Source organism: Pseudonocardia xishanensis, assembly GCF_039541715.1.
Classification (GTDB): Bacteria; Actinomycetota; Actinomycetes; order Mycobacteriales; family Pseudonocardiaceae; genus Pseudonocardia; species Pseudonocardia xishanensis.
In genome coordinates this window covers 25,488-51,398 of sequence record NZ_BAABGT010000101.1, presented here as the reverse complement: position 1 = coordinate 51,398, position 25,911 = coordinate 25,488, and the positions used below count along the sequence as shown (strand labels likewise).

Sequence of the window (25,911 nt, the reverse complement as noted above, 5' to 3'; positions counted from 1 at the left end):
ACTCCCCTGCTCCACCCGGCCCAACCCCGGAGGGGGCTCGGCTCAGGTGTGGACGGGGAGCGCCCGGACCGCGGCTCCGATCTCCGCGGCGAGCGCGGCGTGCCCCGCCCGGAGCGCGGCGCGGTCCGCCCTGACCTCCACGATCCGCAGCCCCTTGCCCTCGACCGCCAGCGTCTCGGGCAGGTCGGCGAGGTCGGTGAGCAGGGTGTGCGCGGCCCCCAGTCCCGCGGCGACGGCGGCGAGGTCGGCGCGGTGCGGCGTGCCGAAGACCCGTTCGAACGAGTCCGCGTGCTCGGGCGCCCCCTGCTCGAGCAGGGTGAAGATGCCGCCGCCCGAGTCGTTGAGCACGACGATCGTCAGCGCGGGCCGGGGCTCGTCCGGGCCGATCAGCAGGCCGGTGGTGTCGTGCAGCAGGGTGAGGTCGCCGAGCAGCGCGACCGTGGGCCCTGGATGGGTCAGCGCCACGCCGACCGCCGTCGAGACCGTGCCGTCGATGCCGGCGACCCCGCGGTTGGACAGCACGGAGAGCCCGGCCCGGGGCACCGCGGCGAGCGCGACGTCCCGCACCGGGTTCGACGAGCCCAGGACCAGGCGGGTGCCGCCGGGCAGGGCGTCGACCAGCGCGCGGGCGAGCACCAGCCCGCGCGGCACCTCGTCCCGCCCGGGCACCAGCCGTGCCTCCAGGACCTCCGCGGCCGCGGCGTCCGCCTCCCGCCAGCGCTCCGCGAACCCCGCGGGCGGGGTCAGCCGCGGCAGCGCGCCGACGGCCCGGACCGTGCCCGCGACGTCCGCGAACGGCAGCCCGTCCGGGTCGGCCACGGCGTAGACCGCCACCGCGGGATCGGCCAGCAGCCTGCTCACCGCGCGGTGCAGCGTCGGCCTGCCGATCACGATCACCTGCCGCGGGGCGGGCAGCCCGGCGGTGCCGAGCAGCCACGGGCCCGTCCGCAGGCCGTGCGCCCACAGCGGGGAGGACGGCTCGGCCACCAGCGGGGTGCCACCCAGCAGCGCGGGATCCGGCGCCGAGCCGCCCCCGGCGACGACGAGTGTGGGCAGCGCGGGATCGAGCGGGAGCGACGACACCGACCGCGCGAAGGGCGCGACCACCGTCCACGGGGACCCGTCCGGCCGACCCGCCGGGCACTCCGTGCCCGCCTCCGGGACGAGGGGCTCGGCGAACGGGACGTTCAGGTGCACCGGGCCGGGCTCACCGCCCGCGGCACCGGTGGCCGCCGCCACGACCCGGTCCACGGCCGACCGCCACCGCGCGGGGTCCCGCGGGTCCGGTCCGGCCACGGCGAGCGTGGCCGACCGGCGCACGGCAGCCCCGAAGATGCCGTGCTGGTCGATGGTCTGGCTGGCCCCGGTGCCGACCAGGTCCGAGGGTCGGTCCGCGGTCAGCGCGAGCAGCGGGATGCCCGAGTAGCCCGCCTCCAGGACGGCCGGGTGCAGGTTCGCGACCGCCGTCCCCGAGGTCGTGACCACGGGGACCGGCCGCCCGGACCCCAGCGACAGCCCGAGCGCCAGGAACCCGCCGGTGCGCTCGTCCACCCGCACGTGCAGCCGCAGCCGCCCCGCCGCGTCCGCGGCGTGCAGCGCGTACGCCAGCGGCGCGTTGCGCGAGCCCGGGCACAGGACGGCGTCGGTCACGCCGAGGCGGACCAGCTCGTCCACGACCACGCGGGCCTGGGCGGTGGACGGGTTCACGTCCTCGACCCTATGTCGCACCCGGGGATCCCGCCCTGCCTCCCCGCTCACAGGGATGCCTGCCCGCCGTCAGAGGGAGTGGACCTCGAAGGCGACGGCCAGGGTCGCGCCCTCGAGCTCGGCGCCCGCGGCCTCGGCGATCGGGCGGAGGAAGGCCTCCGGGTCGGCCATGTCCCCACCGAGCTCGGCCAGGTACCGCTCGTGGGCGGCGAGGGAGGCGACGGCGCGGTCGAACACCGCGCCGATGTCCACCGCGTGGGTCGCCGCCGGGGAGGCCGCGACCGCCAGGTACCGCACCCCGGTCCACGGCTCGCCGCCCGCGCCCGGGAACACCCAGCGGTTGCCCGCGTCCCGGCAGGCGTCGACGACCGCGCGACCGGTGTGGACGTGGTCGGCCATGTTGAGCCCGCCGCCGGGCCAGCGGTCGGCGAAGTTGCCGGTCACCACCACCTCGGGCCGGTGCGTGCGGATCGCGGCGGCGATGTCACGGCGCAGCGGCAGCCCGTACTCGACCACCCCGTCCGAATGGTCCAGGAACTCGACCGCGGACACCCCGACCGCCGCGCACGCCCGCCGCTGCTCGGCCTCCCGCAGCGGCCCGCACTCATTCGGCGGAAGCGAGTCGATCCCCGCTTCACCCCGAGTGACCAGGAGATACGTCACCTCCTTGCCGTCGGAGGTCCAGCGGGCGACCGCACCGGAGCCGCCGTACTCCATGTCGTCCGGGTGCGCGACGACGACGAGCGCGCGCGACCAGTCGTCCGGGAAGGCGTCGAGGGTCATGAAGGCATGATGGCCCGAAGGGCACCCACTGCCGCCGACTAGGCTCGGGCGTGTCATGAGCGCGACACTGCAGGCCACCGACCTCTCCGCCGGACACGGCGCCCGCGTCCTGTTCGCCGGGCTGGACCTCGTCGTCGCCCCGGGGGACGTCGTGGGGCTGGTCGGGGTGAACGGCGCGGGGAAGTCCACGCTGCTGCGACTGCTGGCCGGTGAGGACCGGCCCGAGCAGGGCACGGTCGCGCTGAGCCCGCCGGACGCGACCGTCGGGCACCTGCCCCAGGAACCGGAGCGCAGGCCCGGGGAGTCCGTGGCGCAGTACCTGGCGCGCCGGACCGGGGTCACCGCGGCGCAGACCGCGATGGACGCCGCCGCCGAGGAGCTGGCCACCTCGGACGGCACCGAGTACTCGGCGGCGCTGGACCGCTGGCTCGCCCTCGGCGGGGCCGACCTGGAGGAACGCGCCGGTCAGGTCGCCGCGGAGGTCGGGCTCGGCGTGCCGCTCGACACCCCGATGACCGCGCTGTCCGGCGGTCAGGCCGCCCGCGCCGGGCTCGCCGCGCTGCTGCTCTCCCGCTATGACGTGCTGCTGCTGGACGAGCCCACCAACGACCTGGACCTCGACGGCCTGGAGCGGCTGGAGGAGTTCGTCCAGGGGCTGTGGGGTGGGCGGGGTGCGAGCACGGTGATCGTGTCGCACGACCGGGAGTTCCTGGCCCGCACCGTGAACCGGATCGTGGAGCTGGACCTGCACCAGCACAGGGTCGGGGTCTACGACGGCGGCTACGACAGCTACCTGGACGAGCGCGAGATCGCCCGCAGGCACGCCCGCGAGGCCTACGAGGAGTACGACGACCGGCTGGACCGGCTCAAGGACCGCGCCCAGATGCAGCGCAACTGGATGGCCCAGGGCGTGCGCAACGCCCGTCGGAAGGGCGGGAAGAACTCCGACAACGACAAGATCGGCAGGAACAGGCGCGCCGAGACCAGCGAGAAGCAGGCCGCGAAGGCCCGGCAGACGCAGAAGATGATCGAGCGGCTGGACGTCGTCGAGGAGCCCCGCAAGGAGTGGGAGCTCCGGATGACGATCGCCTCGGCCCCGCGGTCCGGCGCCGTCGCGGCCCGGCTGGACGCCGCCGTCGTCCGACGGGGGGACTTCGTGCTCGGCCCGGTGACCGCGCAGGTCGCCTGGGCGGACCGCGTGGTGATCACCGGGGACAACGGGGCCGGGAAGTCCACGCTGCTCGGCGCGCTGCTCGGGCGGATCCCCGTGGACTCCGGCTCGGCGGGCCTGGGGTCCGGGGTGACCGTCGGCGAGATCGACCAGGCCCGTGGGCTCTTCCTCGGCGACGAACCGCTGGTCACCGCGTTCGGCCGGGCGGTGCCGGACTGGCCGGAGTCCGAGGTCCGGACCCTGCTGGCGAAGTTCGGGCTGACGAAGGCACACGTGCCGCGGCCCGCGGCGTCGCTGTCCCCCGGCGAGCGGACCCGCGCCGCGCTCGCCCTGCTCCAGGCCCGCGAGGTCAACCTGCTGGTCCTGGACGAGCCGACCAACCACCTCGACCTCCCCGCCATCGAGCAGCTCGAGGCGGCCCTGGACGACTTCGCGGGCACGGTCCTGCTCGTCACGCACGACCGCCGGATGCTGGACACCGTCCGCGCGACCCGGCGCTGGCACGTCACCGGGGGTCGGCTCGTCGAGGAGTGACCCTTGCGCCACTCTGTCAGTGCTCGCTAACGTTAGCGAAGACGAACAGAGGGGATCACCGTGCACGGTTCGGCCGCACCGCTCGACACCGGTCCGGAGTCCGTCGACGCGAAGTTCCGGGCGCTGGCCGAGCCGCGGCGGCGGGAGATCCTGCGGCTCGTGGCGGGCGGCGAGCGGGCCGCGGGCGAGATCGCGGCGGAGTTCGAGGTCTCCCGCACCGCCGTCAGCCAACACCTGACCGTGCTGCGGGAGAGCGGGCTGGTCAGCGAGCGACGGGAGGGCACCCGGCGGCTCTACCGAGCCCGCCGGGAGGCGGTGCGGGAGCTCCAGGCCGCGCTCGACGGCATCTGGGCGGACGCCCTGGACCGAGCGAAGTCCCTGGTGGAGGAGTCGTGAGCGAGCTCGACCTGGTGCGGCCGCCGATCCGCAGGACCGTCGAGGTGGCGGCCGACCGTGAGAAGACCTTCCGCGTGTTCGTCGACCGGCTCGCCGAGTGGTGGCCGCTGGACCCCTTCTCCCGCGGCGGCAGCGCGCGCATCGCGGCGGTCTCGGTGGACCGCCGTGTGGGCGGCACGGTCACCGAGCACTGGCACGACGGCACCACCCACGACTGGGGCACGCTGCTCGCCTGGGACCCGCCCGCGGGTCTGACCATGACCTGGACCATCACGGGCACCCCGACCGAGGTGGAACTGCGGTTCACCGAGGCGGACGGCCGCACCCTGGTGGACCTGGAACACCGCGGGTGGGACCGGCTCGGCCCCGCCGAGCTGGGCGAGGACTGCGCGGTGCCCGGCGGCTACACCGGCGGCGCGTTCACCCGCGGCTGGGCGACCATCCTCGACGCCTTCAGGGAGCATCTGCGATGACCGACTGGTTCCTCTACCGGCTGCTCCCGCCGCGGCCGGACTTCGCCGTCACGATGGACGAGCAGGAGGCCGCCGTCATGGCCGAGCACTCGGCCTACTGGCGCGGGCACCTCGACGAGGGCCGGACGATCTTCTTCGGGCCGGTCGGCGATCCCGCGGGACCGTGGGGCATGGCCGTGGTCCGCGGCGCGTCCGCCGAGGAGGCGGCCGCGCTCGGGGAGGGCGATCCGGCGGTGGTCGCGGGCGTGTGCACCTTCGAGATGCTGCCGGTGCTGTCCGCGGTGACCCGGGCCTGAACGCAACGAGAGGCACCCCCGCCGGGGGTGCCTCTCGTGGGGTCGATCAGGTCAGGACTCGGCCTGCGGGCCGATGGCGAACCGCAGCTCCTCCTGGCCCTCGTCGTTGGTGAACGGCTGGACGTCCAGCACCTTGTCCTCCAGCACCTCGGCCGCCATGGGCTCGAGGAACACGTTGAGGCCCTCGCCGGTGAGAACCGTGTCACTGCCGTCCGCCTGGGCCGCGAGCGAGAGCTCGAGACCCTGCTCGGGGTCGGTGGCCGCGATCCGCAGACCGCCGCCGTCCGGCAGCTCCGCGTCCGTGGTCAGGGACTTGATGGCTTCGGCCGCTGTATCGGTGATTGCCAGCATTCGACCGACCGTACCGAGACTTCCGGAGCCGTGCAGGCTCAGTTGAACTCGTCGGGGTTCGGGCCGAGGCGCCTGCCGACGTCGAGCGCGGAGATCGACGCGATGTCGTCGTCCGCCAGCTCGAAGCCGAACACGTCGAAGTTCTCCTCGATCCGAGACGGGGTCGCGGACTTCGGGAACACGATGTTGCCCAGCTGGATGTGCCAGCGGAGCACGACCTGCGCCGGGCTCTTGCCGTACTTCTCGGCGAGCGAGGTCAGCGTCCGGTCCTGCAGCAGCTCGCCGCCCTGGCCGATCGGGCTCCACGCCTCGGTCGCGATGCCGTGGTCGCGGTGGTAGGCGCGCAGCTCGTCCTGCGTGAAGTCCGGGTGGACCTCGATCTGGTTCACCGACGGGACCGTGTCGGTCTCCGCCGCGAGCCGGTCCAGGTGCGCGACCTGGAAGTTCGAGACGCCGATGGAGCGGGCCGTGCCCGCCGCCTTGGCCTGCTCGAGGCCGCGCCAGGTCTCGACGAAGTCGTCCCGCTGCGGGAGCGGCCAGTGGATGAGGAAGAGGTCGACGTGGTCGAGGCCGAGCTTGGTGAGGCTCTCCTCGAGCGCCTTCTGCGCCTCGTCGCGGCCGTGCCGGTCGTTGTTCAGCTTGGTGGTGACGAACAGCTCGTCCCTGGCGATGCCGGACGCGGCGATCGCCTTGCCGACGGACTCCTCGTTGCCGTACATCTGCGCGGTGTCGACGTGCCGGTAACCGGCCTCGAACGCGGTCGCCAGGGCCCGCTCGGTGTCCTGGCCGGGGTCGATCTGGAAGACGCCGAAGCCGAGCTGGGGGATCTGGACGCCGTCGTTGAGGGTGATCGTCGGAACAGTCATGTCCAGGGGTTACCCGGCGTCCGCGGGAGCTATCCCGCGAAGAACCTCACTCCGGCGCAGGGAATGCGCCGCGACCAGCCCCCACACGGCCAGGGCGCCCACGGCGAGCACGACGGTGAGGGCGAGGCCCCGCTCGACGAGGCCCAGCGGGATCGCCCGCCACCACGAGACCCCGGTCAGCGGGCGCTGCGCGACGCCGACCAGGATCGGGCTGAACCAGGCCAGGGCGGCGGTCCCGGTCCAGCGGGCCCAGCCCGCGGCGCGCGGCCACGCGGCGCGGCCCGCGCGGCCGATCGCGATCGCGGCCACGGGCAGTGCGACGAACGCCACGAGGCTGGCGTAGCGGTGGATGTAGCCGGTGAGGCTCGGGCCGACCGCCCAGTTCACCTTCTCGAACACCACGACGGCGACCAGCCCGGCGGCCCCGAGGACCAGTCCCGCGGACCCCACCGACCACCACCGGACGATCCGGGCCCCGGCCAGGGCGAGCAGGGCCGCGACGGTGGCGACGGCGAAGGCCAGGACGCCGACGTCGAAGATCGGCTTGAGCTCGGGGACGAGGGCGTACTCGCTGATCGTGCGGCGGACCGGGTCCACCTGGTCGACGACCAGCGTCAGGCCGAGGATCAGCACCACGGCGATCCCGATCCCGGCCAGCGCCACCTGCGCACTCACCCGTGCCACACCCACCCACCTCCCGGTCGTCACCTCGTCAACGATCGGGCGCCGGGAGATCGTTCCCGGGGTCAGCGTGGGCGGGGGATGACGGGACCCATCGGGAGCATGGCCTCGACGACGGTGCCGCTCACGGAGCGGCGGATCGTGCAGGTGCCGCCCGCGGCCGCGGCCCACCCGCGCATCGCCGGGACGCCGGTGCCCGCGGTGAAGCCGCGGGGCAGGCCGGGGCCCTCGTCCGTGATCTGCACTTCCAGGTACGGGCCCCGCACCCGCACGCGGACTCGGGCAGGCGCTCCGGGGGCGTGCCGGGCGGCGTTGGCCAGGGCCTCGCCTGCGATCAGGGAGGCGGCGGCCTCGGTGTCCGGGGCGAGTGCGGGCAACGGCCGGACCTCGACGGCCGCGGACCCCGCGATCCGGGGCAGGGCCGCGACGAGCCCGCCGGGGACGGCGGTCTCGTCCAGCCGGGCGGTCTCGGCGGACCGGGCGACGGTGCGACGCCGGACGGCCGCGGCGAGCCGGGGGGCCGCGGCGCCGAGCACGTGCGGGCGGTGACCGGCGGCGGGCACGACGAGCGTGCCGACGGTCTCGTTGCCGTACGGCAGCGGGACGCGCACGACCGGATCCCGCGGGTCCCCGACCGAGGCGAGCACCCGGGCGGGCGACTCGACTGCGGCGGCGGTCGCGCCGAGCTCGGCGACGACCTCGTCCAGCAGTGAGTCCAGTAGTGAGTCCAGCTCCCGCGTGTCCGGGACCAGCCGGTGTTCCGCCATGACCGTCATCCTCTGTCGCCCCCGCCGTCGATGCCGTCGTCCGTCTCTCGTGTCACGGATCGGGGGCATTACCGGTTCACCGGCGCCGGGGACGATCTTCACTCGGTCGAGTGACCGCCCCCCCGCAGGCCGAGAGCCTCGGCCGCCATCCGGGCGAGGTGCACCGGTTCGCGGGTCCCCGCCTGGCGGAGCTGGGTGCGGCAGGAGAAACCGTCCGCGAGCACGGCGACGTCCGGGTCGGCGGCCCGCACGGCGGGCAGCAGCACCCGTTCCGCGGCCGCCATGGACACCTCGTAGTGCCCCTTCTCGAAGCCGAAGTTCCCGGCCAGGCCGCAGCAGCCGGAGTCCAACACCTCGGCGTCGATCCCCAGTGCCGCCATGACCGTGCGATCCGCGTCCGAGCCCAGGTCGGCGTGCTGGTGGCAGTGCAGCTGGACCAGCGCCCGCCTGGCGCCGGCGGACCGGTCGCGCAGCTCGTCGACGTGCTCGGCGAGCACCTCCGCGAAGGTCCGCACGTCCAGCGTCTTGACCAGCGGCTCGTCCGGGAGCAGCTCCTCGGCGTCCGTGCGCAGGGCGGCCGTGCAGGACGGTTCGAGCCCGATCACCGGCACCCCCGCCGTCACCCAGGGCTCGATGGTCCGCAGCGAGCGACGCAGCACCCGTCGGGCGGTGCTCACCTGGCCGGTGGAGGTCCAGGTCAGACCGCAGCAGACGGTGCGCGGCGGCAGCTCGACGGTGTACCCCAGCGACTCGAGCACGGCCACCGCGTCCGCGGCGACGGACGGGTCGAAGTGGTCGGTGAAGGTGTCCGGCCAGAGCAGCACGCGGCCCCGGGTGCCCGGCGACCGCGGCCCCTCGGCCAGGGCCCGGGTGCGCGCCGCGGTCGTGTAGGTCTCCCGGGCGATCTCCGGGATCCCCCGCTCCGGGGCGATCCCGCCGACCCGCTTGGCCAGGCCCGCGAGGAACGACACCCGCGCCAGCGCGTTGAGCCCGGTGATCGCGCTCGCCGGGAGCTTCCCGACGATCCGCATCCACCGCGGCAGCGCGCCCATCGAGTAGTGCGAGGCGGGACGCAGCCGGTGCTTGTAGCGGTTGGCCAGGAACTCGGTCTTGTACGCGGCCATGTCCACACCGACGGGGCAGTCGGTCTTGCACCCCTTGCAGGACAGGCAGAGGTCGAGGGCCTCGGCGACGTCGTCGTCCCGCCAGCCGCCCGTGATCACCTCGCCTCCTGCCATCTCGAACAGCAGCCGGGCGCGGCCGCGGGTGGAGTGCCGCTCGTCGCCGGTGGCGCGGTAGCTGGGGCACATCACGCCGCCGTGGCTGGTCACGCACTTGCCCACGCCGAGGCAGCGTCGGGTGGCGCGGGTGAACGAGCCGCGGTCGTGGGTGAAGGCCAGCTGCGGGTCGTCCGGCATCGTCGGCATGCCGACGAAGATCCGCAGGTCCTCGTCCATCCGCGCGGACCGCACGATGCAGCCGGGGTTCATCCGGTCGTCCGGGTCGAAGACGCCCTTGAACTCCTCGAACGCCGCGATGATGTCCGGCGGGTACATCCGCGGCAGCAGCTCCGACCGCGCGCGGCCGTCCCCGTGCTCCCCGGACAGCGACCCCCCGTGCGCGACGACGGCGTCCGCCGCGTCCTCCATGAACGCCCGGAAGTTGGCGATCCCCGGCTCGGTGACCAGGTCGAAGTCGATCCGGACGTGCAGGCAGCCGTCGCCGAAGTGGCCGTAGTAGACACCGCGGCGGCCGTGCCGCTCCAGCACCCGGTCGAACTCGCGCAGGTAGGAGCCGAACCGCTCGGGCGGGACGGCGGCGTCCTCCCAGCCGGGCCAGGCCTCCCCGCCGTCCGGGCTGCGGGTGAGGATCCCGGCGCCGTCCTCGCGGATGCGCCAGAGCGCCTTCATCCGCCCCGGGTCGTCCTCGATCACGGCCTCGGTGAGCCCGTACGGACGCATGGCCTTGGCGATCCTCTCGGCTTCGGCGCGCGCCTCGGCACGGTCCACACCGCCCGTCTCGACGTAGAGCCAGCCGCCGCCGGGCGGCAGGGCGCGCGACATGGTCTCGACGGGGTTCTGCGCGCGCAGCGCGGCGATCAGCCCCGCGTCCATGCCCTCGATGGTCAGCGGGGAGTGCTCGCGGACGACCATGACGTTGTCCGCGGCGACGTACGCCGACTCGAACCCCAGCACCGCCAGCGCGCGGGCGGGCGGCGACTCGACGAGACGCATGGTCGCGGCGGTGGTGACGGCGAGGGTGCCCTCGGAGCCGACCATCGCCTTGGCGAGGTCGCCGCCGAGCTGGTCCAGGTTGTAGCCGGAGACCCGGCGGGTCAGGTCGGGGAAGGTCTCGGCCACGCGGGGACCGATCCGCTCGTGCAAAGCGGCGAGCTTTCGCGGGATGTCACCGGTGGGGCTGCTCGTGTCCAGGCGCTCGCCGCGGTAGGTCAGCACCTCCAGCCCGACGGTGTTGTCCACGGTCTTGCCCCACGCCACGGAGTGCGACCCGCAGGCGTTGTTGCCGATCATCCCGCCGATCGTGCAGCGGTTGTGCGTGGACGGGTCGGGGCCGAACGTGAGCCCGTGCGGGGCGGCGGCGTCTCGGAGCTGGTCGCAGATCACGCCGGGCTCGACCCGGGCGGTCCTGGCGTCCGGGTCCAGCTCCAGGACCCGGTTCATGTGCCGGGTGAAGTCCAGCACCACCGCGGTGTTCACGGCCTGGCCCGCGATGGAGGTGCCCGCGCCGCGCGGCAGCACCGGCACCCCGTGCTCGCGGCAGACCGCCAGGGTGGCCTCGACGTCCGCGGCGTCTCGCGGCCGCACGACGCCGATCGGCACCTTCCGGTAGTTCGACGCGTCCGCCGACCACATCGCCCGGTGCGCCGCGTCGAACCGGACCTCCCCGCCGACGACGCGGGCGAGGTCGGCGGCGAGCGCGGTCGTGGCGTCGGTCCGGGTGGTGGGTTCGAGCGCAGTCACGGGCCTCAGTCCGACTCGCCGCTCGCGGGCGGCGTGGGGGTGGGCGCGGTGTGGCCGTGGCCGTGTCCGTGGCCGTGTCCGTGGCCGTGGCCGTGGGCGGCGGCGCCGGGCACCGGGGCGGTGCCGGAGAGCTGGATGTCCCCCGCCCGCAGCGGCGCGTCGTGGTAGCGGCCCTCGTGGGCGAGGATCGGCCGCTGGTCGCCCGCGATCTCGGGGTACTTCTCCTCCAGCTTCTGCCGCTGGTCCCAGGTGCGGCGCATGGAGTCGACGTACCCGGCGTCGCCGTTGTAGACGCCCTTCCAGGTCTGCGGCATCTCGTCCTTGCTCAGCCCCGGGCCGGCCTGCCCGCCCAACGAGAACCCGGCGGGCACCTTGCGGGTCGCCCCGCCGCAGCGCGGGCACGCGGGGGCGTCGGAGGCGGTCATGGTGGTGAGGTGTTCGAAGCGGACACCGCACTCGCAGCGGAACACGTAGATCGGCATGTGCGCCTCCGTTGTGGTGCACGAACGGCACTCTCGTGCGGACCTACCGCACGAGAGTGCCGTTCGTGCGAAAGGGTCACCAGTTCTCGACGGACTTCGTCAGGATGTCGGCGATGTCGTCCTCCGTCGGCGTGCGCGGGCACGTCGCCAGGAGGCGCTGCTGCTTCATCGTGCCCGGCACCAGGTCCGGGACGTCCGCCTCGGTGTACCCGACGCCGCCGATCCCGTTGGGGATCCCGATGTCCTTCATCAGGTTGATCAACACGCTCGGCAGCTGCTCGCGCGGGTCGTTGTGCTTGTCCGCACGCGGGTCCATCAGCTCGGCCGCCCGCAGGTGCCGCTCGGGAGCCGACTCGAAGGAGAACCGGAAGGCCTCCGGCGCCGTCAGCGACACCGACTGGCCGTGCGGGACCATCGGCTCGTCCGGCGGGTAGCCTGCGGGCACGTAGTCCTTGACCATCCCGGCGATCGGGTAGGCGTTGGCGTGCGGGATGTGCACGCCGGAGTTGCCGAAGCCCATGCCCGCGAAGGTCGCGGCCATCATCATGTTCGACCGCGCCTCGAGGTCGTCCGCCCCGCGGTGCACGGCGTCCCGGAAGGACTGCGCGAGCAGGCTCATCGCCTTCTCGCACCAGAGGTCCGATACCGGGTTCGAGCCGCAGTAGGTCACCCGCTCCTCGGGCTTCTTGCGGTCGAACGTCGTGTAGTACCGCGCCGTGTAGCTCTCCACCGCGTGGCAGGTGATGTCCATGCCCGCCGCGGCCGTGACCTCCGGGGGGAGGCTCATCGTGAGCAGCGGGTCGATCACGGCCAGGGTCGGGCGCAGGCGCCAGTGGCTGATCCCGGTCTTGACCTTCATCGACAGGATGTCGAGCACGCACATGGCGGTGGACTCCGAGCCGGTGCCCGCCGTCGTCGGGACGGCGATGAGCGGCTTGAGCTGACCCGGCGGCACCTTGGCGTTGCCGATCGGCTTGTTGATGTAGTCCATCAGCTCGCCGGGGTGGCTGGTCAGCAGGTTGATCGCCTTGGCGGTGTCGATGGCCGATCCGCCGCCGACGGCCACGAACCCGTCCCACGGCCCCTGCGCGCGGGCGTACTCGGTGGCCTTGTTCATCGAGTCGTCGGTCGGCTCGACGTGCACGCCGTCGAACACCTCGGACTCGATGTCGTAGCGCTTGAGGGTGTCCGCCAGCCGCTGCGGGGCGCCGAGCGCGTTGACCCCCGGGTCGGTGACGATCAGTACCCGCTTCACCCCGTACGCGGTGAGCTCGAAGCCCACCTCGTCGATCGCGCCCGCGCCGAACTTCAGCGGCGGGGCACCCCAGGTGAAGATCGTCTCTTCGGTGAGTTCAGGTGTGCTCACGTGTAGGAACCCTCCGGCGCGGTGCGCAGCTCGTGGATCTGGTTCGCGTCGTGCCCGAAGATCATCTTCGCGCCGGTCCGCTCCTGGATCCCGCGCAGCTTCTCGACCGAGCTGAACCACTGCTCGAGGTTGTTGACGATCGCGGCGGGCGCGGCGGGCGGGCCGTAGCTGTCGCCCATGTACACGGCGTCCGAGGTGAAGATCATCGACCCGGAGTCCGGGAGGTCGACCTGCATCGACATGCACCCGACCGTATGGCCAGGTGTCTGGATCAGCTTGACGCCCGGGAGCAGGTCGACGTCCCCGCTGACCGTCTCCCAGTTGAGGCCCTCGTAGTCCGCCTTGAGGTGGGCCCCGTTGAAGTCGCCCTCGAAGTTGAGCGCGAACTCCTTCTCCCGGTCGGAGCAGATCAGCTTCGCGTTCGTGTTCTTGAACATCTGGGCGTTGCCCGCGTGGTCGAAGTGCAGGTGGGACAGGACGACGTAGTCGATCTCGTCCAGCCCGACGCCCATCTGGTTGAGCCGCGAGTCCAGGTAGTCGTCCGGACCGGCCTTGTCGTAGGGGAAGAAGTCCTGCAGCCCGGTGGGCTTCCAGCGGCTCTCCCAGTCCGCCGGACAGGAGGTGTCCCAGAGCAGCTTGCCCTCGTCCGTCTCGACGAGTACGCAGTGCGTGGGCACGTCCACCCAGTCGATCGGGGAGTCCTTCTCCTGGCGTGGCTTGATGCTCACGCCGGGCTTGAGCAGGAGCCAGGTGAGGTCGGCGGTCATCGCGCCGCACGGGATGATGCTCAGCTTGTTCGCAGTGGCCATGGTGGGTCCCTTCGGCACTGAGGGGGTGGCACGAGTCACGGTGGCATGTAGCATGCCACTCGTCAATGCGTGCGCATGACGCCATCGGTCCACGCCAGGTCGACGTCCACCGATCCGGGGTCGGCGCCCGACTCCTGGGCGATCAGCAGCCGCGCCGTGTGTCGGATGTGGGCGCGCATCGCCTCCGCCGCACCCTCCGCGTTCCCGGTCTCCACCAGGTCGAGGATCACCCTGTGCTCGGCCACGATGTCGTCGAGGCTGCGGGACTCGCGCGCGGTGGACACCCCGCGGCGCAGCACCATGTCCCGCAGGCCGTCGACGAAGGTGGCCAGCCGGGCGTTGCCCGAGGCCTCGAGCAGGACGCGGTGGAAGCGGCGGTCGTGTTCGAGCATGGTGAACTCGTCGTCCGCACGGGCCGCCTTCTCCATGTGGGCGAAGGCGCGGTGCAGCTCGCGGCGCTGCGCGGCGTCCAGCCTGCCCACCGCCCGCCCGACGGCGGGGGGCTCCAACAGCAGCCGCAGCCCGAAGACCTCCTCGAGATCGTGCAGTGAGGTCAGCAGCACGCGGACGCCGCGGTTGCGCTCGAACCGCACCATGCCCTGCTGGGCGAGCTTGATCAGCGCCTCGCGGACGGGCGTGCGGGACACGCCGAGCTGGGTGGCGAGCGTCTGGACCGAGTGCAGGCTGCCCGGCGCGAGCTCCCCGCTGATCACGGCGGCACGGAGTGCGGTGAGCACCTGTGCGTTGACGCTCGCGTTCTCCTGCAACGGCTTCATCGCGGACGACCCTGCACCGCCCGACAGTGGCATGCCACACGTCACCGGTCAAACGCGACGGGGAGTCGCCCGCCGTGGGGGGGAACCGCTCTTGGTAACGTCGTCCGGCGCAGGTCCAGCAGCGTGGCCCGCGGTTCTTGAAACCCGAGACCCGCTGGACAGGTGGACATGCCAGATGACCTCGATCCGTCACGCCCGGACGAGGCCTCCCTGCTCGAACGCGTGACGCAGCTGGAGAGTGCCCTGCGCAGCAGGCCCGTCATCGAGCAGGCCAAGGGCATGCTGATGCTCGTCCACCGCTGCGACGAGGACCAGGCCTTCCGGGTGCTCATCGCCGTGTCGCAGGCCAGCAACCGCAAGCTGCGCGACATCGCGAGCGAGCTGGTGCGCGCGCTGCCCGGCGACCGGGCGCTGCCCCCGGACCTCGCCGAGGCCTTCGACGCCGAGCTGCGCCGGGCGGGTGGGAGATAGGTTCTGAGCCCGTGAGCACTCCTGTCTCCGAGACGTTCGATCCTGCGGCGTGGGCGGAGGTGCCGGGGTTCGCCTTCTCCGACATCACCTACCACCGGGCGCGTGACTGCGGGGTGGTGCGGATCGCGTTCGACCGCCCCGAGGTCCGCAACGCCTTCCGCCCCCACACCGTCGACGAGCTCCACACCGCCCTCGAACACGCCCGCACCACCGCCGACGTCGGCTGCGTCCTGCTCACCGGCAACGGACCCTCCCCCAAGGACGGCGGCTGGGCGTTCTGCTCCGGCGGCGACCAACGCATCCGCGGCCGCACCGGCTACCAGTACGCCACCGGCGACACCGCCGACACCGTCGACGCCGGCCGCGCCGGACGCCTGCACATCCTCGAATGCCAACGCCTGATCCGGTTCATGCCCAAACCCGTCATCGCCGTGGTCAACGGCTGGGCCGCGGGCGGCGGACACTCCCTGCACGCCGTCGCCGACCTCACCCTCGCCTCCGCCGAACACGCCAGGTTCAAACAGACCGACGCCGACGTCGGCTCCTTCGACGGCGGCTACGGCTCCGCCTACCTCGCCAAACAGGTCGGACAGAAGTTCGCCCGCGAGATCTTCTTCCTCGGCCGCACCTACACCGCCGAGCAGATGCACGCCATGGGCGCGGTCAACGCGGTCTACCCCCACACCACGCTGGAGGCCGAAGCCCTGCGATGGGGCCGGGAGATCCTCGGCAAGTCCCCCCAGGCCCAACGGATGCTCAAGTACGCCTTCAACCTCACCGACGACGGACTCGTCGGCCAACAACTCTTCGCAGGCGAGGCCACCCGCCTGGCCTACATGACCGACGAAGCCGTCGAGGGCAGGGACAGCTTCCTGCAGAAACGCGACCCCGACTGGTCCCCCTACCCCTGGCACTACTGATACCCCCTGGCCGTATCGTTCGGGCATGCGTCCGCTGCACGCGCTGCCCCTCGACGGCTCCCCCGAGTCGCTCGACGACCTCGTCCTCGCCCTCACCTCCGCGCTCGACGGGACCGGGCCCGCGGTCGTGCCCGGCGCCGCCGCGGCGCCCGCCGCCGAGGTGCCGGACGAGGTCGCCGTCGTCATCTCGACATCGGGGTCGACGGGGCGACCCAAGCACGTGATGCTCTCCGCGGCGGCGCTCACCGCGTCGGCGCGGGCCACGGAGGAGCGGCTCGGCGGGCAGGCCCGCTGGGTGCTCGCGCTGCCCGTCGACCACGTGGCCGGGGTGCAGGTCGTGCTGCGCGCCCTGCTGGCGGGGGCACCCCCGGTACTGCAGGAGGTCCGCGACGGGTTCCGGCCGGACGGGTTCGCCCGGGCCACCGGGCGGCTGCCGCACGGCACCCGTCGCTACACCAGCCTGGTCCCCACCCAGCTCGGCCGGATCCTGGACGCCGGGTCCGCGGCGCTGTACGCCCTGGCGGGCTACGACGCCGTGTTGGTCGGCGGCGCGGCGCTGGCCCCGGCACTGCGTGAGCGCGCCGAGGCGGCCGGGGTCCGCGTGGTCGCCACGTACGGCATGAGCGAGACGTGCGGCGGCTGCGTGTACGACGGCGTGCCGCTCGGCGGGGTGGAGGCGCACGTGGCCGAGGACGGCCGGTTGTCGCTGGCAGGCCCCGTGCTGGCCGGCGGCTACCTCGGCGATCCCGTGCTGACGGCCGAGTCGTTCGTGGAGGGGCGGTTCGTCACCGGCGACCTCGGGCAGTGGGTCGGCGACCGGCTCGTGGTCCTCGGCCGCGCGGACGACATGATCGTCACCGGGGGCGAGAAGGTGGCACCCGCGGCCGTCGAGCGGGTGTTGGCGGCGCAGCCCGGCGTCGCGGCGGCGTGCGTCGTCGGCGTGCCGGACCCCGAATGGGGGCAGGCGGTGGCCGTCGCGATCGTCCCGACGGGGGCCGGACCGGACCTCGAGGGGCTCCGTGCGGCCGTCCGGGCCGCGGAGGGCAGGGCAGCCGTCCCCCGTCGGATGCAGCTCGTGGCCGAGCTTCCGTTGCGCGGGGTGGGGAAGCCGGACCGCGCGGCCGTCGCCGCACTACTCGGACGGGTGGCGGACGCACCGATCCGGTGACCGATCGTGACACGTTCCGGGTCGGTCACTCTCCGTGGATTGACCGCGACGCGTTCATCCGTTGTGCTCTTGTCCCATGCGGCACATCTTCACCTGCCGTCACAAGGACCCCACGGGACGGAGCACGGAATGCGGATGAGGTGGATCGCGACCGCGGCCGCGGCGGCAGCGCTGACGGTGGTCGGGGTCTCCCCCGCGGGCGCCGCCGAACCCGGCACGTCGTGGACCGCGGATCTCGCCTCGGGCGAGGCGGCGGGCGTCACGAGCGCGGGGGGAGCCGTCCGCCTGGACCCGGCCACGGCGTTCGACGCGCCCGCGGACGACACCGGGCTCACGGAGGGCGCGGCCGACCCGACCGGCGTCGTCCCGACCGGGCTGCTGACCCTCGCTCCCCGCGAGCTGGACACGCCGACCTCGCAGGTCTCGTCGGTCCTCGACGCCGACGTGCCGCCGGGGACGAGCGCCTCGATGGACGTGCGGGGGCGCACCGCGCACGGCGGCTGGACCGAGTGGGTCCCGGCGTCGGACGGCGCGGTGTCGCTGCCGGTCGCCACGGACGAGGTGCAGGGCAGGCTGGTGCTCACCGGCTCCGAGTCGGGCGCGGTCCCGACGGTGCGGGGTGCGCGACTGCGCGCCCGGCCGTCCACCGGCGGGCCCGAGGGCGGCCTCACCGAGACCGTCCCGTTCACCGCGAACGTCTTCGCGACCCGGGAGGGCCTGGTCGGCGGCACCACGGCCAACGGGCACGTGATCACCGAGCGGGACCACTTCGTCGCGCTGCCGTCTCGGCGGGCGCTCTCCCCGCGGGACACCAGCGACTACTCGGTGCGGGTCTGCGCACCGAACGGGCGGTGCGCGTTCGCCCCGGTGTGGGATGTCGGGCCCTGGAACACCCGCGACGACTACTGGAACCCCGGCGACCAGCGCCAGGAGTGGAAGGACCTGCCCCGAGGCGTCCCCCAGGCGCAGGCCGCCTTCCGGGACGGCTACCACGGCGGCAACGACCAGTTCGGCCGCAAGCTCGTCAACCCGGCGGGCATCGACCTCGGCGACGGTGTGTTCTGGGACGCACTGGGCCTGAAGGACAACTCGCAGGTCCAGGTGGACTACCTCTGGACGGGCACGGTCCGGCTCTCGACGGTGGCCACCGAGTCGGCCGAGGGGATCGCCCGGGTGCTCTCCGCCCCGGAGGACGGCGCCGAGGTGGTGGGGGTGGCCGCGAACAGCGCGGACGTCCCGGTGGAGTGCGTGACGGGCTCGTGGGCGCGCATCGGGGAGAAGCAGTTCCTCGCCGCCGCGGTGCTGCCGGGAGCGAAGGACCTCCCGACCTGCGATGCGGGCGGCGGCACCGGGGCCGCGCAGGCGCCCACCAGCGCCGAGATCGGGGCCGCGGCGGCGGTGCGGGCCGGCGCCGCGACCGTCGAAGACCCTGCGGACCCCGCAGACCCCGCGGACCCCACGGACCCCGCGGACCCGGCGGACCCGGCGGACCCCAGGCTGAGCCGCGTCGGGCCCTGATGACCCCGGCCCGTGCTGATCACCAGGCCCGCGGGCAGCATCGATCACACCGGAAGCCGCGTCAGGGTCCGGTGATCACGGCGGCCGGTGGCTCCCGCGTCGGCGGTGGGCGGGCGGAGATAGGTTCTTCCCGTGGCATCTCTCGCGCAGTGGGTGGAGGGGGCGCGGCCGCGGACGCTGCCCACCGCCGTGTCTCCGGTGCTCGTCGGGACCGGAGCGGCGATCGGGTCCGGGACGGTGTCCGTCGGGCGGGCCGTGCTCGCGCTGGTGGTGGCGGTGGCGCTGGTGATCGGCGTCAACTTCGCCAACGACTACTCGGACGGGATCCGCGGGACGGACGACGAGCGCGTCGGGCCGATGCGCCTGGTCGGGGCCGAGGTGGCGAGCCCGGTCGCGGTGCGGACCGCGGCCTTCGTCTGCTTCGCGGTCGCCGCGCTGGCCGGGCTCACGCTGGTGTCGCTCGCCCGGACCTGGTGGATGATCGCGGTCGGCGCGGTGTGCATCGCGGGGGCGTGGTTCTACACCGGCGGCAAGCGGCCCTACGGGTACGCGGGCCTCGGCGAGATCGCGGTATTCGTGTTCTTCGGCCTGGTCGGCACGCTCGGCACGACCTACACCCAGGCCGGGACCGTGGGGCCGCTGGCGATCGTGGGGGCGGTCGGGGTGGGCCTGCTGTGCTGCGCGGTGCTCGTCGCGAACAACCTGCGGGACATCGCGGGCGATGAGGTGGTCGGCAAGCGCACGCTCGCCGTGGCACTCGGCGACCGGGACACCCGCCGCCTCCATGCCGCGCTGGTCCTGCTGCCCTTCGTGCTGACGATCGGGATGGGCGTGCTGAGCCCGCCCGTGCTCGCGGGCCTGCTGGCCGCGCCGCTCGCGATCAAGCCCGCGCGGTCGGTGCTCGGCGGGGCGGACGGGCGGGCGTTGATCCGGGTCCTGCAGCAGACCGGGATCCTGCTGCTGGCCTGGTCAGTCCTGACGGCGATCGGGCTCGGGCTGGGCCTCGCGGTCTGAGTCGACCGACGCGGCAGCGGGCTCAGCGGGCTCAGCGGCGGACCCGCGGGCGCCGGAGGCCGCGGGCGCCTCGCCCCGCAGGCCCGCGCGCAGGGCCTCGCGCTGGGCACCGCGCCGCTCCCCCGTGACCGCCAGCGCGCGGTCCAGGCGGGCCCGCAGGCCGCGGAACAGCACCATCGACAGCGGCAGAGCCACGATCAGCCCGATCAGGACGGCCAGCAGCACCGGGACGCCCGCCAGGGCCAGCAGCGCCGCGATGAGGGCGACGAGCGCGAGCCGGGCGACCGTGTACAGCGCGATCGTCGCGGCGAGCCCGGGTTCGCGGCGGGTGTCTGTGCCTGCACTCATGCCCAGAGGGTACCGACCACTCGTCGCCCGGCCTCGACCGTCCGCGGGAGCGGAGGCCCGACCACACGCCCGCCGCACCGCGGGCGAGGCATTCTCCGGGTGCGCCGCGCGACCGCGAATCCGCAGCTCGGACGCCACTCAGGCCGCGCTCAGGCGGTTCTCAGACTGCTGACCGGGATCATCCCGAACGTCCGCTTTGCCCTTTAAGAGCCCTTTACCTCCGCCCAACCGTTCGAGTACCCGGGGTCCTCGGTGTCACGATGGCCCGGTAATCGACGATGCGTCTCACGTGCGGAGGCACTGGATGTCTGCTCCGACCCAGAACTCGAACGAGCGTCTGCTCACCCCCGGTGAGGTGGCGACCCTGTTCCGCGTCGATCCGAAGACCGTGACCCGTTGGGCCTCGGCCGGCCGGATCGGCTCGATCCGGACCCCTGGAGGCCACCGCCGCTTCCGGGAGTCCGAGGTGCGCGGCATGCTCGCGGACCTCACCAGTGAGGCGACCGTGAGCACTCACCACCGCTGATCGGGACGACCACGGGCGGGTTCGCGACGCGAGTCGCGAACCCGTCCGTGTCGCTTCACGGAGACATCGTCCCCACCTCCAGTACGCTCGTCGTCAGGAGGTGGTGGTGGTGCTGTTGTACGTCGTCGCATTCGCAGGCGCAGCCGTCATCGCGCTGCTGCTGTGGCGGGCGATGAACGGCGACCGTGCGGAGATCCCCCGCGGCACGGGCGCCCCGCGCACCTCGGGTCCGGCGCGCCGGACCCGCCCCACCGGCCCGGACGACGACCCGGACTTCCTGCGCAGCCTGGACGAGAGCCTGCGCCGAGACGGCGAGGATCCCCCCGCCGAGCGCTGACTAGCGCGGGAACCCGTCGGCCACGGAGGCGGCGAGCTCCAGCAGGGCGATCCTGGTCGGCTGCGACAGCCGGTCCAGGTCGACCTCCGCGCCCTCCTCGAGGTGCGGGTCGAACGGGATCTGCACGACCGCGCGGCAGCGGCCCGCGAAGTGCTGCGCCACCCGGTCCAGGTCCACCGCCCCCGCCTGCCGGTGCACGTTGTTGATCACCGCGATGGCGTTGCGCACCAGGTCGCCGTGCTCGTGGGCCTCGAGCCAGTCCATCGTCGCGGACGCGCTGCGCGCCCCGTCGATCGAGCCGGACGACACGATGATGAGCTGGTCGGCCACGCCGAGCACGCCGTACATCGCCGAGTGCATGAGGCCGGTCCCGCAGTCGGTGAGCACGATGTTGTAGAAGTGCTCGAGCAGGGTGACCGTGCGCCGGTAGTCGTCCTCGGAGTAGGCCTCGGAGACGGCCGGGTCCTGCTCGCTGGCCAGCACCTCGAGCCGGGACGGGCCCTGCGAGGTGTAGGCGCGCACGTCCGTGTAGCGGCGGACGCGCTGGGCGTCTCGCAGCAGGTGGCGCACGGTGGCGCTGGTCTCCAGCGGGATCTTCTGGCTCAGCGTGCCGCGGTCCGGGTTCGCGTCCACCGCGACCACCCGGTCCCCCCGCTTCGACGCGAACGTGGCGCCGAGGGTGGCCGTGATCGTGGTCTTGCCCACGCCGCCCTTGAGGCTCAGTGTCGCGATCTTGTGGCAGCCCAGCAGGGGTTGGTTGACCCGGGTGATGAGCTCGCGCTCCCGGACGTCCTGCGGGCTCTCGCCGGGATTGATGAGCCGCCCGGTGAGCAGGTAGAGGAAGCGGCGCCAGCCGGTGCGCGGCGGGCGCCTGCGGCTGGGCTTGAGCAGCCGGGCGGTGGACAGGTCGGTGCCGTCGACGTCCGAGTCGGCGCGCGAGCGCTGCGCCTCCTGCGCGGCGACGGCGCCGGGGTCCGTCCAGCGCCCGACGTCCCGGATGGGCCGCTGGGGCATGCCGCCGGGCGGGGTGCGGTCGCCGCTCCGCCGGGGGTCCGCGGGCTCGGCCGCCCGCCACTGCGACGGCGGCGTCGGCGGATCCTGCGAGCCGACCGACGGCGGCGGGGTGTGCCGCTCCTGGTCCGGGGCGGGCGGGGGCGCCTGCCGGACGGCAGGCGGCTGCGGGGCCTCATGCGGGGGCGGGGCCTGCTGCGGGGCGACGGTCGCAGGGGTCGCCGCCTGCACAGCGGGGTCGGGCCGCTGCGGGGGACGGACCTGCGGCGGCGTCGAGGACGGCGGGGGCGGGGCCTGGAACCAGCCCTGGTCCTGCCGAGGGCCGTCCTGGGGCGGAGCCTCCTGCGGCGGGACGGGTGGGGCGTAGGCCTGTGACGCGGGCGGGAGCGGCCCGTCCGGCTCCACCGTCCACGCGGTGTCGTCGACCTCGTCGATCTCCAGGACGTCCGAACCCCAGGAGGCATCGTCCGGGAGCACGCCCCATGCCTCGTCACGCCGGGCGCCGACGCCGGCCCCGTTCTGCCCGACCCCGTTCTGCCCGGCACCGCTGCGGGGGGTCGCGTCCTGGCCTGCGTCCGGCTCGGGCCGCTCCTCGGCGGCCGCGCGGGCGTTCGCCGCCCACCGCTCCCGGACGTAGCGGCCCACGGAACCGTCGGGGTACTCGTCGGGCCTCGTCTCGCTCACGGTCGCCGACGGTAGTCGCGCGAACCGCGTCGGTCGAGGTGATGCCCGTCGTCTCCCCCGTCCGCCTGAGGGATCCCTACCCCAGACCGGCGTACGAGTGCAGCCCGGCGATGACCATGTTCACGAAGAACAGGTTGAAGATGACCACCGCGAGCCCGACGATGTTGATCCACGCCGCGCCGACGTGCCGCCAGCCCGCCGTGGCCCGGGCGTGCAGGTAGGCCGCGTAGACCACCCAGGCGATGAACGCCACGGTCTCCTTGGGGTCCCAGCCCCAGAACCGGCCCCAGGCGGCCTCGGCCCAGATCGCGCCGCAGATGACCGCGAAGGTGTACATCGGGAAGGCGACGACCGTGGTGCGGTAGGCGAGCCGGTCGAGGGTCTCCTGCGCGGGCAGCTTGGCCGCGAAGCCCGCGGGCCTCCCGGAGCGCTTCATCAGGTACAGGATGCTGGCGATGCCGGGGACGATGAACAGCCCCGTCGCGAGCGTGACCGTGGTCACGTGGATGACCAGCCAGTACGACTGCAGCGCGGGCACGACGGGTGCGGCCTGGGCGTAGAGCACGGTGCCCGCGAGCACCATCAGGGTCACGACGGGGGCCAGCACGAACACGCCGAGCCTGCGGACCCCGCGGGTCCTCCCGCCGCTCCGCTGCAGCAGGACCAGCCAGGCGACCATCGCCGCGAAGCAGACGGCCGAGGTGTACTCGTACATGTTGCCCAGCGGCCAGCGCTCGGCCGCCAGGCCGCGCAGCGCGATCGAGCCGACGTGCAGCAGCACGCCGAGCACCGAGAGCGAGACGGCCATCCGACCGAAGGTGGAGGCGCGCGAGCGCCGGGCCTTCGGCTCCCGGGCGGCGTTGCCGGGCGGCGGGACGTCGGCGTTCTCGGCGCTGACCGCGCCGAGGTCCGCGGTGCCCGTCCCGGCCGACCCGCCCGACGCGGCGACGGCGGCGGGCTCGGCGACCTGCTCGGCCACCTGCTCGGCCTCGGCGGCGCCCGGGGCCCGCGCGGACACGTACTCCACCGCGTAGAACGCCATGGCCAGCAGGTACACCACCAGCGTGCCCTGGAAGAGCAGGTCGCTGTAGGACGACAGCATCGGGTCGACGGTCATCGGTCTCCACCGTTCGGGGGTTCATCGAGCAGATCCGCCCGCAGGCGGTCGAACTCCTCGCCGTAGCCCGCGCGGTCGGTCCGGGCGAGTCCGCCCAGCTCCACGCGGGTGCGGCCATCCGTGTCGGGCGCGACGCGCACCCAGAACCGGCGCCGCTTCACCGACAGCGACAACGCCAGCCCGCCCAGCATCAGCAGCGCGAACACCAGCACCGCCTCCTGCCCGGGATCATGGCTGACCTGCAGGGCCACCCACTGGCTGACGTCGTCGAACCGGATCTGCGTGCCGTCGTCCAGGCTGATCGTCTGGCCCGGGACCATGTTCTCCCTGGCGACCCGGACCAGCGCGCCGGAGTCGACCTTCGACTGGTCGATCGAGAAGATCGACTGGCCGCGGCCGTCGTCCAGGCCCAGGTCGCCGCGCATGACGTCCACGGCCGCCTCGGGATCGAGCAGGTCCGGGAAGACGGAGCTGACGACCTGGCCGCCCGAGCTCGTCGGGGCGAACAGCCCGGTGACCGCGATCGAGCTGCGCTGGCGCTCCGCCGGGTCGGTGATGCCGGGCCGCTCGAACTTGGTGGCGCCCTGGGAGAGATAGGTCCTGGTGTCCACCGGCTGCCACTGGATCTCACCGGTGCGCTGCTGCCCGTCCGGCCAGGTCACGGTGAACCGCGGCGCGTAGCCGTGGTTGAGCAGGTAGACCCGCTCGCCGTCCACCCGCAGCGGGTGGTTGACCGACAGCTCGTAGTCCTGCCAGGTCGCGGCGTCCCCGGAGGCCACCTGGTCCGCCGTCTGGTAGCCGAGCTGGGCGCGGTACTGCTTCGGCTGCCCGTTCTCCAGGTAGTCCGCGGCGAAGGAGTCCACCCGGATGCAGAAGGGGGCGAGGTCGGTGCCGTCCACCCGCAGGCCGGGGCGGAAGGAGTCGTAGCCGAGGATCGAGGTGTTGCAGAACTGGCTGCCGTTCGCCAGCACGATGACCTGGCCCTCGTAGCCGAACAGCTTCCCGACGGCCATGGCGATCAGCAGCCCCACGATGCTCACGTGGAACACGAGGTTGCCGGTCTCGCGCAGGTAGCCCTTCTCGGCGGAGACGGTCTCGTCCGTGCGGGTGCGGCGCCAGCCCGTGAGCCGCGCGTCCACCCGGTCCAGGACCTCGGCGGGGGCCCCGTCGACCACGGCGACGGCGTGGTGCGGCATCCGCGCCAGGTTCCGCGGGGTGACGACGGGGCGCTGCCGCATCGCCCGGGCGTACTCGACGGTCCGCGGCGCGAGACAGCCGACCAGCGAGATCATCAGCAGCAGGTAGATCGCGGCGAACCAGGGCGTGCCGAAGACCTCGAACGCGCCGACCCGGTCCAGCAGCGGCGCGAGCCGCGGGTAGTCGGCGAGGTACTGGTCGACGAGCTGCTGGTTCAGCGAGCGCTGCGGGAGCAGCGCGCCCGGCAGCGATGCCAGGGCCAGCAGGAACAGCAGCACCAGGGCGGTGCGCATGCTGGTGAGGCCGCGCCAGGCGTTGCGCAGCAGGGCGCCCGGGCGCGAGGCACGGTTCGGCGACGGGGCCTGTGGGGGAGCGGGGATCGTGGTCGTCATAGCGCCGGGGTGAACCCCGCGATCGAGACCTGCAGCTGGGCGAGCAGGCTGCCCCACAGCCCGCTGACCAGCAGCGCGCCGACGGCGACCATCAGCACCCCGCCTGCGATCTGGATGGCGCGGGTGTGGCGGCGCAGCCAGCCGAGCGCGGTGACGGCGCGCGAGGCGCCGAGCGCGATGACCACGAAGGGGAGCCCGAGCCCGGCGCAGTAGGCGAGGGTGAGCACGACCCCGCGCAGCGATCCCCCGCCGGTGCCCGCGGCGACCGCGACGACACCCGCGAGCGTGGGGCCGATGCAGGGGACCCACCCGAGCCCGAACACCGCGCCGAGCAGCGGGGCGCCCCAGAGGCCGAGCTTCGGGACCCAGTGGACGCGGCGCTCGTTCTGCAGCACCGGGATGAGCCCGACGAACGCCAGCCCCATCACGATCATGACGATCCCGCCGACCCGCTGGAGGACCTGCTCGTTGCGCACCAGCACGTCCGCCAACCAGACGACGCCGACCAGGATCGCGCCGAACACCACCGTGAACCCCGCGACGAACAGCCCGGCGGCCCCGGCGACCCGGAACCGGCCCTCCCGCCTGCCCTCGGAGCGGTCGACCCCCACCAGCCCGGCGAGGTACGCGAGGTAGCCGGGCACGAGCGGGACCACGCACGGCGAGGCGAAGCTGACCGCTCCCGCGAGCACGGCGACCACCGCTGCGACGAGCAGCGGACCGCTGACCGCGAGAGTGGTCGAGGCATCCATCACCCGCCAGGGTACGC

27 protein-coding genes are annotated in these 25,911 nt (G+C 73.6%); 11 read left to right on the top strand and 16 right to left on the bottom strand.

Annotated elements, in window-relative coordinates:
* Nucleotides 1-42: 42 nt before the first annotated feature.
* Together menD and ABD993_RS31030 are read right to left on the bottom strand one after the other, a co-directional pair.
* Nucleotides 43-1,707, bottom strand: coding sequence for a 2-succinyl-5-enolpyruvyl-6-hydroxy-3-cyclohexene-1-carboxylic-acid synthase (gene menD, locus ABD993_RS31035; protein ID WP_345426329.1), 1,665 nt, complete (start codon nt 1,705-1,707; stop codon nt 43-45).
* 69 nt (nt 1,708-1,776) lie between these two features.
* Complete coding sequence (locus ABD993_RS31030; RefSeq protein ID WP_345426328.1) at nt 1,777-2,490, bottom strand: PIG-L deacetylase family protein; 714 nt, start codon at nt 2,488-2,490, stop codon at nt 1,777-1,779.
* Between the two features lie 55 nt (nt 2,491-2,545).
* On the opposite strand from ABD993_RS31030, the gene ABD993_RS31025 reads away from it, so the two are divergent.
* Genes ABD993_RS31025 through ABD993_RS31010 form a run of 4 tightly spaced genes read left to right on the top strand, consistent with a single transcriptional unit; the run spans nt 2,546 to nt 5,360 of the window.
* Nucleotides 2,546-4,195, top strand: coding sequence for an ABC-F family ATP-binding cassette domain-containing protein (locus tag ABD993_RS31025; RefSeq protein WP_345426326.1), 1,650 nt, complete (start codon nt 2,546-2,548; stop codon nt 4,193-4,195).
* Nucleotides 4,196-4,255: 60 nt separating this feature from the next.
* The gene (locus tag ABD993_RS31020; protein ID WP_345426324.1) at nt 4,256-4,591 is read left to right on the top strand and encodes an ArsR/SmtB family transcription factor; all 336 of its coding nucleotides are present in this window, start codon (nt 4,256-4,258) and stop codon (nt 4,589-4,591) included.
* The gene (locus ABD993_RS31015; protein WP_345426322.1) at nt 4,588-5,064 is read left to right on the top strand and encodes an SRPBCC domain-containing protein; all 477 of its coding nucleotides are present in this window, start codon (nt 4,588-4,590) and stop codon (nt 5,062-5,064) included. Before ABD993_RS31020 ends, ABD993_RS31015 begins: the two co-directional genes overlap by 4 nt.
* Entirely contained in the window at nt 5,061-5,360 is a 300-nt protein-coding gene (locus ABD993_RS31010) for a YciI family protein (protein ID WP_345426320.1), read from the top strand. Before ABD993_RS31015 ends, ABD993_RS31010 begins: the two co-directional genes overlap by 4 nt.
* A 51-nt stretch (nt 5,361-5,411) precedes the next feature.
* Here ABD993_RS31010 and ABD993_RS31005 read toward each other — a convergent pair whose 3' ends face one another.
* The 9 genes from ABD993_RS31005 to ABD993_RS30965 form a co-directional block, all read right to left on the bottom strand.
* Complete coding sequence (locus ABD993_RS31005; RefSeq protein ID WP_345426319.1) at nt 5,412-5,711, bottom strand: adhesin; 300 nt, start codon at nt 5,709-5,711, stop codon at nt 5,412-5,414.
* 38 nt (nt 5,712-5,749) lie between these two features.
* Nucleotides 5,750-6,577 carry an aldo/keto reductase gene (locus tag ABD993_RS31000; protein ID WP_345426316.1) on the bottom strand — a complete coding sequence of 276 codons (828 nt, stop codon included), beginning with the start codon at nt 6,575-6,577 and terminating at the stop codon, nt 5,750-5,752.
* A 9-nt stretch (nt 6,578-6,586) separates the two neighbouring features.
* Nucleotides 6,587-7,261 carry a DUF998 domain-containing protein gene (locus ABD993_RS30995; protein WP_345426314.1) on the bottom strand — a complete coding sequence of 225 codons (675 nt, stop codon included), beginning with the start codon at nt 7,259-7,261 and terminating at the stop codon, nt 6,587-6,589.
* Nucleotides 7,262-7,323: 62 nt separating this feature from the next.
* On the bottom strand, nt 7,324-8,025 hold the full coding sequence (locus tag ABD993_RS30990) for a sensor histidine kinase (RefSeq protein WP_345426312.1): 702 nt from the start codon (nt 8,023-8,025) through the stop codon (nt 7,324-7,326).
* 98 nt (nt 8,026-8,123) lie between these two features.
* Nucleotides 8,124-11,006: an FAD-binding and (Fe-S)-binding domain-containing protein gene (locus tag ABD993_RS30985; RefSeq protein WP_345426311.1), complete on the bottom strand. Its 2,883-nt coding sequence runs from the start codon at nt 11,004-11,006 to the stop codon at nt 8,124-8,126.
* Nucleotides 11,007-11,011: 5 nt separating this feature from the next.
* Nucleotides 11,012-11,488 (bottom strand): FmdB family zinc ribbon protein, encoded by a 477-nt coding sequence (locus ABD993_RS30980; protein ID WP_345426309.1) that lies wholly within the window; start codon nt 11,486-11,488, stop codon nt 11,012-11,014.
* 76 nt (nt 11,489-11,564) lie between these two features.
* The gene (locus tag ABD993_RS30975; protein ID WP_345426307.1) at nt 11,565-12,854 is read right to left on the bottom strand and encodes a hydroxyacid-oxoacid transhydrogenase; all 1,290 of its coding nucleotides are present in this window, start codon (nt 12,852-12,854) and stop codon (nt 11,565-11,567) included.
* Nucleotides 12,851-13,663: an N-acyl homoserine lactonase family protein gene (locus tag ABD993_RS30970; RefSeq protein WP_345426305.1), complete on the bottom strand. Its 813-nt coding sequence runs from the start codon at nt 13,661-13,663 to the stop codon at nt 12,851-12,853. Before ABD993_RS30970 ends, ABD993_RS30975 begins: the two co-directional genes overlap by 4 nt.
* 62 nt (nt 13,664-13,725) lie before the next feature.
* Entirely contained in the window at nt 13,726-14,439 is a 714-nt protein-coding gene (locus ABD993_RS30965; RefSeq protein WP_345426303.1) for a GntR family transcriptional regulator, read from the bottom strand.
* A 168-nt stretch (nt 14,440-14,607) separates the two neighbouring features.
* Here ABD993_RS30965 and ABD993_RS30960 point away from each other — a divergent pair, with 168 nt between their 5' ends.
* The 5 genes from ABD993_RS30960 (at nt 14,608) to ABD993_RS30940 (ending at nt 19,530) form a co-directional block, all read left to right on the top strand.
* Nucleotides 14,608-14,910: an ANTAR domain-containing protein gene (locus tag ABD993_RS30960; protein ID WP_345426301.1), complete on the top strand. Its 303-nt coding sequence runs from the start codon at nt 14,608-14,610 to the stop codon at nt 14,908-14,910.
* Between the two features lie 11 nt (nt 14,911-14,921).
* The gene (locus ABD993_RS30955) at nt 14,922-15,830 is read left to right on the top strand and encodes a 1,4-dihydroxy-2-naphthoyl-CoA synthase (RefSeq protein ID WP_345426299.1); all 909 of its coding nucleotides are present in this window, start codon (nt 14,922-14,924) and stop codon (nt 15,828-15,830) included.
* A 25-nt stretch (nt 15,831-15,855) separates the two neighbouring features.
* Entirely contained in the window at nt 15,856-16,998 is a 1,143-nt protein-coding gene (menE, locus tag ABD993_RS30950) for an o-succinylbenzoate--CoA ligase (protein ID WP_425569200.1), read from the top strand.
* 135 nt (nt 16,999-17,133) lie between these two features.
* Nucleotides 17,134-18,516: a hypothetical protein gene (locus ABD993_RS30945; protein ID WP_345426297.1), complete on the top strand. Its 1,383-nt coding sequence runs from the start codon at nt 17,134-17,136 to the stop codon at nt 18,514-18,516.
* A gap of 132 nt (nt 18,517-18,648) precedes the next feature.
* Complete coding sequence (locus ABD993_RS30940; RefSeq protein ID WP_345426295.1) at nt 18,649-19,530, top strand: 1,4-dihydroxy-2-naphthoate polyprenyltransferase; 882 nt, start codon at nt 18,649-18,651, stop codon at nt 19,528-19,530.
* Here ABD993_RS30940 and ABD993_RS30935 read toward each other — a convergent pair.
* Nucleotides 19,486-19,878, bottom strand: a complete 393-nt coding sequence (locus ABD993_RS30935; protein ID WP_345426293.1) for a DUF4229 domain-containing protein — start codon at nt 19,876-19,878, stop codon at nt 19,486-19,488. The genes ABD993_RS30940 and ABD993_RS30935 overlap by 45 nt on opposite strands.
* Nucleotides 19,879-20,182: 304 nt before the next feature.
* Here ABD993_RS30935 and ABD993_RS30930 point away from each other — a divergent pair, with 304 nt between their 5' ends.
* Together ABD993_RS30930 and ABD993_RS30925 are read left to right on the top strand one after the other, a co-directional pair.
* Nucleotides 20,183-20,404, top strand: coding sequence for a BldC family transcriptional regulator (locus ABD993_RS30930; RefSeq protein WP_345426291.1), 222 nt, complete (start codon nt 20,183-20,185; stop codon nt 20,402-20,404).
* 106 nt (nt 20,405-20,510) lie between these two features.
* Nucleotides 20,511-20,741, top strand: coding sequence for a hypothetical protein (locus tag ABD993_RS30925; RefSeq protein ID WP_345426289.1), 231 nt, complete (start codon nt 20,511-20,513; stop codon nt 20,739-20,741).
* Here ABD993_RS30925 and ABD993_RS30920 read toward each other — a convergent pair whose 3' ends face one another.
* The 4 genes from ABD993_RS30920 to ABD993_RS30905 all read right to left on the bottom strand — a co-directional run bounded on the left by ABD993_RS30920 (nt 20,742) and on the right by ABD993_RS30905 (nt 25,894).
* Complete coding sequence (locus ABD993_RS30920) at nt 20,742-22,436, bottom strand: MinD/ParA family ATP-binding protein (RefSeq protein ID WP_345426287.1); 1,695 nt, start codon at nt 22,434-22,436, stop codon at nt 20,742-20,744.
* A gap of 76 nt (nt 22,437-22,512) precedes the next feature.
* A complete protein-coding gene (gene ccsB / locus ABD993_RS30915) occupies nt 22,513-23,553 on the bottom strand; it encodes a c-type cytochrome biogenesis protein CcsB (protein WP_345426285.1) in 1,041 nt (346 codons plus the stop codon).
* A complete protein-coding gene (gene resB, locus ABD993_RS30910; RefSeq protein ID WP_345426283.1) occupies nt 23,550-25,142 on the bottom strand; it encodes a cytochrome c biogenesis protein ResB in 1,593 nt (530 codons plus the stop codon). Before resB ends, ccsB begins: the two co-directional genes overlap by 4 nt.
* On the bottom strand, nt 25,139-25,894 hold the full coding sequence (locus ABD993_RS30905) for a cytochrome c biogenesis CcdA family protein (protein WP_345426281.1): 756 nt from the start codon (nt 25,892-25,894) through the stop codon (nt 25,139-25,141). The genes resB and ABD993_RS30905 overlap by 4 nt, the downstream gene beginning before the upstream one ends.
* Between the last annotated feature and the right edge of the window lie 17 nt (nt 25,895-25,911).